The 11,864-nt window shown below is 53.6% G+C and carries 7 protein-coding genes; 5 read left to right on the top strand and 2 right to left on the bottom strand.

The window, feature by feature from the left end; translation table 11 throughout:
- The first annotated feature begins 230 nt into the window (after positions 1-230).
- The gene (locus FHC51_RS16535; protein WP_220436085.1) at positions 231-641 is read left to right on the top strand and encodes an ASCH domain-containing protein; all 411 of its coding nucleotides are present in this window, start codon (positions 231-233) and stop codon (positions 639-641) included.
- Positions 642-678: 37 nt separating this feature from the next.
- On the opposite strand, the gene FHC51_RS16530 is transcribed toward FHC51_RS16535, so the two are convergent.
- The gene (locus FHC51_RS16530) at positions 679-2,016 is read right to left on the bottom strand and encodes a glycoside hydrolase family 10 protein (protein WP_255585073.1); all 1,338 of its coding nucleotides are present in this window, start codon (positions 2,014-2,016) and stop codon (positions 679-681) included.
- A 216-nt stretch (positions 2,017-2,232) separates the two neighbouring features.
- On the opposite strand from FHC51_RS16530, the gene FHC51_RS16525 reads away from it, so the two are divergent.
- Positions 2,233-5,541: a DEAD/DEAH box helicase gene (locus FHC51_RS16525; RefSeq protein ID WP_220436084.1), complete on the top strand. Its 3,309-nt coding sequence runs from the start codon at positions 2,233-2,235 to the stop codon at positions 5,539-5,541.
- A gap of 55 nt (positions 5,542-5,596) precedes the next feature.
- Here the strand turns inward: FHC51_RS16525 and FHC51_RS16520 are convergent, their stop codons facing one another.
- Positions 5,597-9,388 carry an NAD(P)-binding protein gene (locus FHC51_RS16520; RefSeq protein WP_220436083.1) on the bottom strand — a complete coding sequence of 1,264 codons (3,792 nt, stop codon included), beginning with the start codon at positions 9,386-9,388 and terminating at the stop codon, positions 5,597-5,599.
- Positions 9,389-10,203: 815 nt separating this feature from the next.
- Here FHC51_RS16520 and FHC51_RS16515 point away from each other — a divergent pair.
- From FHC51_RS16515 to FHC51_RS16505, 3 genes are all read left to right on the top strand, one after another.
- Positions 10,204-10,455: a helix-turn-helix domain-containing protein gene (locus FHC51_RS16515; protein ID WP_220436082.1), complete on the top strand. Its 252-nt coding sequence runs from the start codon at positions 10,204-10,206 to the stop codon at positions 10,453-10,455.
- A 92-nt stretch (positions 10,456-10,547) separates the two neighbouring features.
- Complete coding sequence (locus tag FHC51_RS16510; protein WP_220436081.1) at positions 10,548-10,688, top strand: hypothetical protein; 141 nt, start codon at positions 10,548-10,550, stop codon at positions 10,686-10,688.
- Positions 10,689-10,793: 105 nt separating this feature from the next.
- Positions 10,794-11,855, top strand: a complete 1,062-nt coding sequence (locus tag FHC51_RS16505) for a YncE family protein (RefSeq protein WP_220436080.1) — start codon at positions 10,794-10,796, stop codon at positions 11,853-11,855.
- Positions 11,856-11,864 lie beyond the last annotated feature (9 nt).

Below are 11,864 nucleotides of genomic sequence, written 5' to 3'. Positions count from 1 at the left end.
CCTGTCGACATTACAGGCCGAATATTGCCTCAATCTCACTGGAATTTATGCCAGTAAAAACTAGAGCAATAATGTGAAGAGATAAACCCTTATTGCCATTACCTGATTTGCGGTCCCCCAAAATGTAAGGAGTTGATCGCAGGGTGCTAAATGGATAGCTTGCATCAGCCATCGTGAAGGCAAGCGCAGTGCCCCCGGCATTATGTTCCGGTGCGCTTAAGAGGATTTTTATGACTGCAGTTGATGAATTAAAGGTGAAGTATCCAGGTGCGACTGTCTGGCAGATGGGTGACAGTCCAGCACTGGCCAGCGAGCTTGCAGACTTGATCAGAAGGGGGATAAAAACAGCCACCTGTGGCTCCCTTGCCTCTTATCAGCAAGAAGGCGCGAGCTCCACCATTGGCGGTTACATCATCATCCTGGATGGGCAAGCGCGACCTGCCTGCGTTGTCAGGCTGGTTTCAGCGCGTCTGGTGCGTTTTTGTGATGTCAGCGCTGAGTTTGCCCGCAAAGAAGGCGAAGGCGATCTTAGCCTTGCGTACTGGCGCAAAGAACATCAGCGCTTCTTTACGCAGGAAGGCTCTTTTTCGGAGGATATGGAGCTTGTTGCAGAAGAGTTTGAGGTTGTTCGTCTAACGTGAAACCGCTACAACAGTAGCGGTCACGCGTCTATCCTCATCACGATCCCCAGCGCGTCCGCAAATACCGTACCGCATCCTGCGCCTGGGGCTGATTCAGATTGTCCTCGCGGAACAAAATCGTGCCGTCGATGTTCGGCTCAGATTCATTCAAATCAAGCTGTTTTTTCAGCTCCGGCACGCCGCCTTTCACCGTCCAGTCGGGCTCTTTGCTCGAGGGTTCGCCCACTTTATAGAGCGCCACGCCAATATAGAGGCGTGTATTGGTCGGTTTCACCACATCGGCCCACCACTTAGCCAGCACGTCATAGCGTGCCGCATCCCGGGCAAAAGGCCAGTAGAGTTGGGGCGCGATGTAATCCAGCAGGCCCTGTTGCACCCAGCGACGGGTATCGGCGAAAGACTCGTCGTAAGCCGCCGCACCCCGGGTATCGGACCCGGCCGGGTCGTGGGAGCGGTTACGCCATACGCCTGCCGGACTGACGCCAAACTCCACGTTCGGGTTTAGCTGTTTAATGGTCCGCGACACCTGGGTAATCAGCTGCTGGGTGTTGTTGCGCCGCCAGTCGGCTTTTGAGTCAAAGTCCTGACCGTACTGGCGATAGGTCTGGCTGTCGTTCAGCTTCGAGCCTGCGGACTCGGCATAGAAGTAGTCATCAAACTGCACCCCATCCACCGGATAGCGCGACACCACTTCCGCCACAATGCTGGTGATCCAGTCCCGGACTTCCGGGATGCCGGGGTCGAGAACAAAGCGATCCCCCGCGGTGCGGATCCACTCCCGATGCAGGACATAGACGCTGGGCGGATTCAGCTTCAGGGTTCGGTTCAGCTCGGCGACCGTACCCGGGCGGATATTGGTCGAGACGCGGTAAGGGTTAAACCAAGCATGCACTTTCATCCCGCGTTTGTGGGCTTCATCCAGCATAAACTGCAGCGGATCGTAACCGGGGTCTTCTCCTATATTGCCGGTCAGCATATCGGACCACGGCAATATTTTAGAGGGCCACAGAGCCGTGCCGTCCGGTTTCACCTGGAAAAAAACGGTGTTGATCCCGAGGCTTTTCAGGTTATCCAGCTTATCGGTCAGGGCCTTTTGCTGCATGGCGTTCCGCGCCGGTGCGCCGCGGCCATTCACTGACGCCTGAGGCGGCCAGTCGAGGCGGGAGACGGTTGCCAGCCAGACGCCGCGCACCGGCTCGTGGCGCGCGCTTTTATCGGGCAGGGGCTGTTTCGCGACCGGCGGTAGCGGCGTTACCAGAGATTTGGGTGGAGTTGAGCTGCAACTGACCAGTATAAGCGCGGCGATGAGCGCGCCGGAGCGCTTAAGGTGAGTGGCAAGCTGAGAACGACGTGAACAGGCGATGATAAGCTCCAGTTATACGAATGTCGCCGGGTACGTTTATTGTCGTTCTATTCGGAGGGAAGTCAATGCTGTGACCCTGCTGTCTGTCCCCCTGGGTTCCAATTGTTCAGCGAAAAATGTGTTAGGGTTCAGTTGACTATGGCGTCCTTCTGTTGTCTGCAAGGTTGACCCATTTGTTACCAGGGGTATTATTTGTTCGTGTAAGTATTTTATTCTTGCTGCTTAGCAATGCGCCAAACAGCCGAACGATCACCTCCTACTCAGGTATTTCAACAGCAGATGCAGGCACAACACATTTTTCAGTTCTGGAAAGCGGTAGAGGCGCTTACGCCTCAGAAACTCGACAAAGATAATCCCGACGATCTGTTCCGGCCAGCTTATAAAGTTGCGCAAGGTGGCAATCTCCCCTGGCGCGATACCAGACACACCGATAAACCTCTTAAGGATGACAAAGTCTGGCTCTATACCGCGCAATGCGGTGTTTATGATGCCACGGCGCTTTCTCAGCAACTGGAAGAGAAGATTGGCGCGCATGATGATGTCGTTGAAGAGAGGGGACGAGTCAACAGTCGGCTTTTTGATATTAGCTTCAATGAGCAGGGCATACCGCTTTATCAGACATTTATGCTGTCGCTCTCCGCATGGGCTGCCGGTCAAATCCTGCACCATAAGGACGGCGTGGCGGCGCTTGAGAACAACGTTCCCGTAGACTTTTCCGACTTACCTCCGCCAGGTGACACCCTTCCTCTTGTTGACTGTGGGTTCGCCGGTTTCGATGCCTTAACCCTGCGTCTTATGCAATGGATAGCCGATGAAGCCGCGCTTTTAGAGGCTAACGGGAACAGCCCGGATATCGACTGGATCCAGAAGCTGGTGGCGCTGGTGGTTGATAAAACGCTTTTCCCGCACTCAACCTTAGAATCTGAGTTTGTCTGTCTTGTGAAATGTATCCAGGTTAAGGCACCGAAGCCCGCCGGGGAGGAGCCAACACCGGATAACAAAGATAAAGAAAAGAAGGTTGATCCCGTACAGGATGGTTTATTAAACAGTTTTTATATCAGCGAGCTGCGTAATCTTGGTCACGCCTGGCAGCAAAACGATGCAGGACCGGGATTCGTTGAGTATATGCGTGCTGTCTCTGAACCTGACAGAGCGCGTATCGATCTACGCTCACCCGAAGGTTTACGGCTCGCCTTTCAGCGATTGCTTCCCACGCAACCGCCTGCGGGCGCCTGGCCTTCGCCTTATCCTCTGGCATTCAGCCAACAGTTAGCGGTTAACGAGATCTGGCGTCGCCACGCCGATCAAGCCGGTATCTTTGCCGTGAATGGTCCTCCCGGGACAGGGAAAACCACCTTATTACGGGATGTGGTTGCCGCGGTGGTGACGCAACGGGCCGGGAGTTTGATTCGCCATGAAGATGAGGTCTTCGCGGGCAAAAATATGCTGATTCTTGGGGACGACAGATACCCTTACTATCCTCTGCATCCTGCAATAAAGGGGTCTTCTATTGTCGTTGCCTCCGCAAATAACGGCGCGGTGGAAAATATCTCGCTTGAACTGCCCGGCGCAGACGCCGTGCCGGAAAGCGTGCATCGCGAAAGTGATTATTTTGCCGATCTGGTTTCTGAACTTATCGGTAAGCCGGGTTGGGGTTTGCTGGCGGCCAGACTGGGCAACAAAGGCAACAGGAACACTTTTATGAAGGTGTTCTGGTGGAGAAAACCGGAAGAGAATAAGGATACGCCGTTATTGCCTCCGGACAGGTTCACGCCTCAGCGGGGAGAAGGGCTGGCTTACCATCTCAGACTGATAAAAGCCGGGAAAAGAAAACCGGCCATCTCCTGGGATAAGGCGAAATTGAATTTTAAACAGGCGCAGGAGCGGGAAGAGGCAATACGTCAGCAGCTTATCGACTACGCAACGTTGGATAAGCAGATCGATGAGATTCATCAGCGCATTCTGGAAAAGCGCGACGCCCGGACGCTGACGGCAGCCCATCTGACTCAGGCTCAGGAGACGCAGGCGAAGATCCAGGTTGAAAAAATCGAGCATCAGGCCCATTACGCTGAATGGAGCGGGCAGCTTGAGGCCGCCGGCAAGCGCCTGGAACAGCATGGTTCCCATAAGCCCACATTTCTGGACTGGATCTCCACATGGGGACGCGCCCATCGTGAGTGGCGTGAGCGTTATCATCGTTTAACCCAGGAGAGCGATCACCTTCGCGCAAAGATGGGGATATACCAGACAGAACGGGATGCCCTCGAACGCAAAGAGAAGGAGGCAGAGAAGAGCGTTACGGACCAGACGCGGCAGTTGCAGGAGTTTGATCGTGCTCTGAGCGAGATGCACCTGGAGCTTATCTCAACGCAAGCGCGGTCAGAGCAGGCAAAATCGGCACTGGGTGATGTCTGGCCCGATCCCCATGCCAGCGATGAGGTGCGGGAGAAGTCCGCACCCTGGGCGGACGGCGCGTGGCAAAAAGCCAGACAGGCGTTGTTCCTGGCCGCCCTGGATGTTCACAGGGCCTTTATTGAGCATCATCCGGAGCCGTTCATCAGCAATATCAATCTGGTGAGTAACTGGCTACAAGGCAAGAATTTGTCCGAGGAGCAGGCTGAGCTGGCGCTTAATTCCCTGACGCTTGTCGTTCCCGTCATTTCAACGACCTTTGCTTCCGTCCCGCGCATGTTTAAACGGATTGGCAGGGAAGCGATTGGCTGGTTGCTTATCGATGAAGCGGGGCAGGCGTTACCCCAGCAGGCCGCAGGCGCCATCTGGCGTGCAGCCCGAACGGTTGTCGTAGGGGATCCAAAACAGCTGGAACCGGTTAGCGGGATCGCTAAAGTCGTGGAAGGGGCGCTGGCGCAGCATTATGGCGTTTCAGCGTGCTGGTGGCCGGGGATGGTGTCGGCGCAAATCCTGGCCGATCACACGATGGATCTGGGCACGCTTTTGCCTGACCCGGATAATGGGCAGGTCTGGGTTGGCTGTCCGCTTCGCGTTCATCGCCGCTGTGACGATCCGATGTTCACCGTCAGTAATGCGGTTGCTTATGACGGTCTCATGGTTCATGGGAAAAAGGCGGTATCCTTGCCCTTGCCGGAAAGTTGCTGGATTGATGTCGAAGGCAAGGCATGTGAAGGGAACTGGATTGCAGAGGAAGGTGAAGCGGTCAGAACGTTGTTATCGGGCCTGCGGGATAGTCATGGCATAAAGCCAGACAATATTTTCCTGGTTTCACCGTTCAAAGATTGTGCGCAGAAGTTATCCCAGCTGGCGTCTGAACTAGGGTTTGACACTCAAAAGACCGGCACAGTGCATACCACCCAGGGTAAAGAGGCCAGTATTGTGATATTTGTCCTTGGGGGAAATGTTCAGCGGCCCGGCGCTAAATCATGGGCGGCCAGCCGACCTAATCTGCTCAATGTTGCAGTCAGCCGGGCGAAACAACGCTTGTACGTCATCGGTAATCGTGCGGAGTGGCAGAAACAGCGCTACTTCTCCACGCTTGCGAACGGTTTACCCACTGAGTAAACGGAAAGAGGGCACATCTCGTGCCCTCTGGTTACGTTTCGTGACACTGTCACCACTATGAAACAGAGTGGCGATACGCAGACTGGCGAACCTTCTCAACTGCCGCCTTTCCGGCGATAAACGCATGGTCCGAATTGTAGTATTCCCACTCGCTGTAACGTCCGGCCAGCGTGATGCCGTGCAGCAACAGCCATTTTCTGATCATCTCAACGTTCTCTTTACGCTGCTGGTCATAGATGACATAGGCGTAAGGGATATCGATTTGGTTACTGGTGAGGATCTCATCGGTTTCCGAGATGATCCCAACCTCGATGCACTCCTGAATACATCTGTCGATCAGCGCCTGGCCGTCAGCGGGCAGTGGTTTGTCCGGGGAGTAGCTTATCTCACAGGTGAGGCCGCACGCACCCGGCGGACTGCAGAACGGGCTGGCGTTGCCCTGCACGAAAATACGGTGGAATACGGTTTTGCCAGCGTAGTAGATCCAGTGTTTATCCGTCAGGGTGTCGCGATTAACGCCCAGATTGACGCAGCGGACGGAGACATGGCGCAGGCCTTTTGCGGCTTTACGAATTTCTGGCGGTACTTCGTCACCCATCAGACGTATAAGCTCCGGCAGCACCAGCGTGCTGATCATCTGCTCATAGCGGTACTGTCTGCCGTCAGAGAGCACGACAATATGCTGATTGACGTAGATTTTGCTGACCTCGGCGCCGGTCTCAATGCGGCCCTTTATGTGCGGCACAAAGCCGGACATCAGCGCCTGAAAACCGCCTTTCAGGGGGTAGCCGAATCGCGCGTTGGGTCCCATAGGCTTCGCCGTTTCGCCCAGCGCGCCTTCGATGATCTGGTCCAGATCGGGCAAGGGGACGCGCCCACCCAGCCATGAGGTTTCCATCTCTGAGAGTGGCACCGTCCATAATTTTTTATTGTAGGGAATAGCAAAATGACGGGCGATCCCTTTGCCCCATGTTTCATAGATGAAGGCTTCAAAACTGCCTTCCGGCGGTACGTTCTGGCCTGTGCTGGTGTAGTCCGGCACCGCGCCATCGGCACAGCAGTCATGATGATGGCGGCGATGCGTCTCGGCATTATTCCCACAGGTCGAGGCCATGCTTTTCACCTCTGACCCGGTACCGTAACGCGCCTCGATGGCACCCAGAATACACTCTTTGATCACCGGGGCTGGCAAGCCGTAAAGCGATCCCTGGAAGGGATAGCGGGTATAGACGCCGTCGGTATAGACCCAGGCTTCGCGGATCTGCCAGTGGATATTGTCACCCAGTAAGATGTTGTATAACGCCAGCACCTCTTCATCGGCGGAAAACATAATGTGTCCCGCATAATCGAAGGTAAATCCTTTGTCCTGAACCGAGCGGCACAAGCCTCCCACCGTCTCATTACGCTCCAGTAAGGTTGCCCCTTCGCCAAAGTGATAGGCTGCGCTCAGGCCAGTTGGCCCGGCGCCCAGAATTAAGCATGGCTCTACTTCTGAACCCGTTCTGGCAGGGGGGATCAGGCGTAAAACTGCCTGAAGTGAAACATCCTCGCCTCCAGCATCCGTTGTAGCCGTCTCCTGCGCCTGATGACGAGAGAGCGCCTGCCCAATCAGCTCATGCATTTTTTGCACGGTTGTGTCCCAGGAGGTACTGGCGACGATGTTTTGCATGATCTGCCGCTGCGAAGCGCGCTCTTCCTCAGACAATGCCAGCGCCTCTTCGCAAGCGGCGACAAAGGCGGCATGATCCCTGGCAACCGCCACGACGTGGCCATAGGGTTTTTCAACATCAGCGATGGCGGTACTCACCACAGGAAGCTGCGCGGCCATGTACTCCAGCACTTTCGTCGGACTGATAAAGCGAGTGGATTCATTCAGCGCAAACGGCATCAGGCAGACGTCCCACCCGGCAAGGAAATGGGGCAGGGCCTGATAAGGCTGCATGCCGGGGTAATGGATATTGCTTCGTTGCGGCAGGGTTGACGGGTCTATCTTCACGACCGGACCAACCATCACGATTTGCCACTCCGGGTGCGCATCGGCAAGGGCGGCGATCAGCGACAAATCCATGCGTTCATCGATTACGCCGTAATAGCCCAGGCGCGGATGCGGAATAGCGTCCTGCAGAGGATGGTGATTTGCCCGATCCAGCGCCTGTTCAAAATGCACCGCATCCACGCTACTGGCAAAGCAGTGAATGTTCGGGTGGCGTCCTTTTCTTGCCGCATACAGGCTTGGCCCGCCGGTAAAGACAATATCCGCCCGCGTCAGCAGGGCTGACTCTCGTTGCAAGAGTTGGCGGGGTGCTTTTTCAAAGGCGGCGAGTTCATCCATGCAGTCATACACCACGACGGCGGGGGTAAAGACCTTCAGCAGAGGGAGGGCCATCGGCGTGTAGAACCAGACGACCGGGGTCTCATCCTCTTCGCGTATCTCTGCCAGCAGTGTTTCCAGCCAGGCGATCTGTCCGTCATGGAAACCCGGCTCTGTTGACGGTGTCTGTGGTTGGATGACCGTCACATTCGGCGCGGGTTGGGAAATCTTCAGCTCAGGTTTTCCAACGGAATGCAGCGGCTCTTCGATAAAGACGATCTGGTAGTGCTGAGCAAGCCGTGTCATCAGATGTTGCGGGCGCTGAAAAACAAAATCCCAGCGCAGGTGACTAAAAACATAGATTTTTTTCATGCCTGATACCTCTGTGCTGGTGCAGGTAGTGACGCCAGTTAGTTGGTGAAAGTGTTCCAGCCGGGTCTGGACATGTTTAAGAGTCCGGGCGTAAACGGCATTCAACTCTCGCTCTTTGTCGGGCCTCACGTCCCATAAGCCAGAGTGGTGCCAGTTTGCGTTATTCTCCCAGTCGGGGCGGTCGATAATCGGGTAAAGACAAATGCCTGCCAGCTCTACGCCTGCCAGCTGCGCCTGAGCCACCTCTGAGACGACATCGTTAATCCAGGCGCCGCGCCCGCTACCCACATGGCTGGTTTCGGCAAGCAGAATAGGGCGGCGATAACGTTCCCAGGTCTCCTGCAACATTTCGTGCAATCGCCGTCGCCGACCGTCACCCAAGTGCCACGGCAGGCGCTGGTTATTGCCCATCATCCACTGATTGTCGTGGTAGTAATTGGCGCCTATCAGATCCAGATAGCGCGGATGGCCACCCAGCTCAGGCTCATGCCTGCCCGTCAGCATGTCCCACGCCTGAAACTGCGCGGTACGAAACGCTTCGGTTTGCTCAATGTTTGCAGGGTCGTCATCCGGTGAAATCAGATGGATTAACGGGTCGCAATGTAAAATTCGCGCTCTGGGATCGGCCGCCAGAATGGCGTTGCAGGCGGCTATGGCAGCACGAACAAGTTGTCGTTTGACCAGCTCGCTTTCGCCCACGCCCGGCGGGGAGGTGGGAAACAATCCTTCCGCAATGCCCCAGGCGGTGAATGAGATTTCGTTGATGGGAGAGTAGACCGGCGGCTCCTCATACCAGGGGCGCAAAAACGCGGCCAGCGAGCCACACAGATGAGCGAAGCGAGAGACAAATTCCGGTGAGAAAAAATCGAGATTAGCGGGAAAGCCGTAATGACAGATCGTCCAGCAAATCTGGATACCGTTCTCTTTTGCCGACATCATTTTTTTAGCGACGGTGGTAAAGTCGTAACTGCCTGATTTATCAACAAGACGCCAGCCGACGCTCTCTCTTACCGTGTGCATATTGAAGGGCTTAAGCGCGCGGTAATCCTCGGCATACCGTACGTCATGCGCCGTTGCGTTATCCATTGAAAGGGGATGACCCGCCCGGGTGATAAAATCAGCGCCTTCGAATCCTGCCTGCCAGAATGACCTGAATATCGCCATATACATTGCTCCCTTATGGGCATTTTTATATATACATAGCCAGTATGTTTAAATTTGTTGGCCTTTTTTAATTACCCATACCTATGGCGAAAAATACATCCGCGGAAAATTTCGAGTATTATTTTTCGTAAAGCATTCAACCATAACCATCCTCTCCAAATAATTTTCAACCAGTAAAACAGGGCAACAGGAATACCCCGGAGTTCACCCGTTATATGTTGACGTCCTGGTCTTCAATGAGAAAAAATCACTGTCTTATTCATCAATGATAGCCTGACTTCCTGGCGCTACGCGGCGTTTTTCAGCAGGATCCGGCTTCGCCTGTTAAAAAGATGAATAAAATCATTGGTTGCTGGTGGTTCTTTTTTTATTGGATGCGTTTCGGTTAAACGATAATAATGCTTAACCGGGTTTTTAAATAACCATTCCCCGTTTCGTTAGTTTGCTGGACTGTCGTCTTCATGAGGTCTGTCTTTTTCTGGCACTTTTGTCTTAGAGGCAATGGCCTATTAATGATTGATTCAGATATTTAATTCCGATGGCTTTTCGCTCTTGAGAATATAAAGCATGGAGTATTAGTTTTCTCTCATACCGGGATATTGTGAACACCTTTTAATAGTTACAACATACAATGTACCTTCATAATCAAACGTACCTAAACATCGTGCCCTGAACAGTCGCTTAACAGAAAAGTAGGGTGGGCTGCCCCTTTTTATCCCTTGCAGGGGATAAATTGAATTTAACCGCTATAGGGGTTATTCTTGTTTTATCCCCTATAGGGGATTTTTCTAAAATATCCTCTATGAGGGGTAAGCATGAAAGTAACAACGGCAGGCGCACTGGCACAGGCAGTCAGAGATCAGCGTAAGGTCAATAAGTTAACGCAATCGGAGACCGCTGAACAGGTTGGCATTAAACAAACTACGGTATCGGATTTCGAGAACAAACCTGAATCCACCAAGCTGGAAACCCTGTTCAAAATTCTCGCGGCGCTGGATCTGGAACTCCATGTGGTGAAAAGAGGGTCGACGCTGCCCGATAACCCCAGCTGGGCAAAGGAGTGGTAAAAAGCGCAGATCCTGTTCTGGATGCTGGCCTCAATTGATGGTCACGGTAAGAATTTCAGTCTGTTTATCGAAGCGGACTCGCACGGAGGCTGATGAAAGAGATGGCCGACCGCACGGATGAAGTAATCGCCACCGTCAGAGCGGAATTACCGGCGGATTTTCCGGAACAGATAAGCGGGGCGATTTTCCGCGGTCTGGCAAGCCAGGCGGCGAGAATAATCCGCTTCGATTAAATCGGTACAAAAATTGGTAGGGTAGTACACGCCATTTGTAATTGTTAATGATATTTATTTTCATTATCATTTTTCTTTACGTAAGCAACTGTAAAGAAAAATGACATGTATATTCCCTCTGCCCTAATACAACAAACCCTGTGCGCCGTCGCCATTTCCCTGGCAATGCACTCTGGCGCTGCACTCGCTGAAACCTTTACCGAGAAAGATTTCGTCACCCAGTCACTTGGGCACGGCGTGTACGAGCTGGCTTACGATAAGGGTCAGCAGGCCCTTTATGCTGCGTCAGCACCTTCCTTTGATAAAGACAAAACGGACGGGCTGGTCTTTAAGCTGGCGGCGCAGACGCTGCAAATTGAAGCGAAGATCCCCACGGAACGTCGCACATTCGCCGTCGCGCTGGACGAAGAAAATCATCGCCTTTATCTGGGTAATTCGCTGGAAGGGTCGGTCACGCTGCTCGATACCCGTACTGATAAAGCCATTAAAACAATTCAGCTAAGCGACACGTCAGATCCAGAAAATCGCGTGCACGTGCGTGAAGTGGTGCTGGATAAGAAGCATCAGCGTCTTTATGTCTCGGGGATAGGGCGTAAGGATAAAGGATTACTCTGGGTTGTGGATACCGAGAAGCAGGCACTGGCCCAAACCCTTGAAAAACTTGAGCCGGTCGGGTTTGCAGTAGATGAAGCGGGCGACAAAGTGTATGTCGTGTCGGGTGTCGGGGAGCTGATCTCGCTGGATGCTAAAACATCGAAGCTGCTCAGCCGCGTGAAGGTCGATCCTGCCGATCCGGAGCACTATTTCCTGAATATTGCGCTAAACAGTGCCAAAGGGGTGGGGTATATCGCCGACACCAACACCAAAGATGTGCTGGTTGTGCAGTTGGACACCGGCAAGCTGCTTCATCGTGTACCGACTCCTAATTCCGTTGGCGTGCTGTATAACCCGGCGCGTGAAGAGGTCTACGTCACCCATCGTAACGATCGCCAGATTAGCGTGATCGATGCAAACACTTATCACCTGAATCACACCATTAAAACCACGGCGATGCCAAACAGCCTGGTGCTGTCTGCCGATGCCAGCACGCTCTATGCCAGCGTCAAGCAGGATGAGAAAGCTCACAAAGCTGACTACGTGCTCAAGATTGATTTAACCCAGCTCTAAGGATCCTGT

It is taken from the genome of Leclercia sp. EC_58, assembly GCF_019584355.1.
GTDB lineage: Bacteria > Pseudomonadota > Gammaproteobacteria > Enterobacterales > Enterobacteriaceae > Enterobacter.
The sequence above is the reverse complement of the archived record's forward strand: the minus strand, read 5'-3'. Positions and strand labels throughout refer to the sequence as shown.